This is a genomic window from Ligilactobacillus sp. RTP31139st1_D10_RTP31139_211217 (genome assembly GCF_040226755.1).
In the GTDB taxonomy this organism is placed as follows: domain Bacteria; phylum Bacillota; class Bacilli; order Lactobacillales; family Lactobacillaceae; genus Ligilactobacillus; species Ligilactobacillus animalis.
Genome location: NZ_JBCOAR010000004.1, coordinates 16,413 through 17,327, shown reverse-complemented (window position 1 = coordinate 17,327; position 915 = coordinate 16,413). Strand labels below are relative to the sequence as shown.

Here is a 915-nt window from a genome sequence, read left to right as displayed (position 1 = left end):
GGCTTTCGTTATGGTATTGCTTTTTTCTACGCGGCTTAGTTCTTTTCCTTCAGCATCACGTGTCACTTCATACACGATTGTACGCTCGCCTGCTTGGCCTGCTGTCCGTACGCTGGTCGTGCCTTCAAGCAATTCTGGATCATTTTGAAACTCACTCGTATATGGGATCTCTTCCAACACAACTTCTTCTGTCACTGTTGTTTTGGGCTTGGTACCACGTACGACCACTTCCGTTACGGGCGCTTTCGTTATGGTATTGCTTTTTTCTACGCGGCTTAGTTCTTTTCCTTCAGCATCACGTGTCACTTCATACACGATCGTGCGCTCGCCTGCTTGGCCTGCTGTCCGTACGCTGGTCGTGCCTTCAAGCAATTCTGGATCATTTTGAAGCTCACTCGTATATGGGATCTCTTCCAACACAACTTCTTCTGTCACTGTTGTTTTGGGCTTAGTTCCACGTGCGATCACTTCGGTTACTGGGGCTTTCGTTATGGTATTGCTTTTTTCTACGCGGCTTAGTTCTTTTCCTTCAGCATCACATGTTACTTCATACACGATCGTGCGCTCGCCTGTTTGGCCTGCTGTCCGTACGCTAGTTGTGCCTTTAAGCAATTCTGGATCATTTTGGATCTCACTCGTATATGGGATCTCTTCCAACACGACTTCTTCTGTCACTGTTGTTTTTGGCTTAGTACCACGTACGACCACTTCCGTTACGGGCGCTTTTGTTATCGTGTTGCTCTTTTCTACGCGGCTTAGTTCTTTACCAGTGGCATCACGCGTTACTTCATACACGATCGTGCGCTCGCCCGCTTGACCTGCTGTCCGTACGCTTGTTGTGCCTTCCAGTAATTCTGGATCATCTACATATTGCGTTTCATATCCTACTGGCTCGGTCTTCATTTCTTCGCTCAC

The 915-nt window shown here is 47.8% G+C and carries 1 protein-coding gene; it reads right to left on the bottom strand.

Annotated elements, in window-relative coordinates; translation table 11 throughout:
- A partial coding sequence (locus tag ABT996_RS03290; protein ID WP_349924612.1) for a G5 domain-containing protein occupies window positions 1-915 on the bottom strand: 915 nt, incomplete at both ends.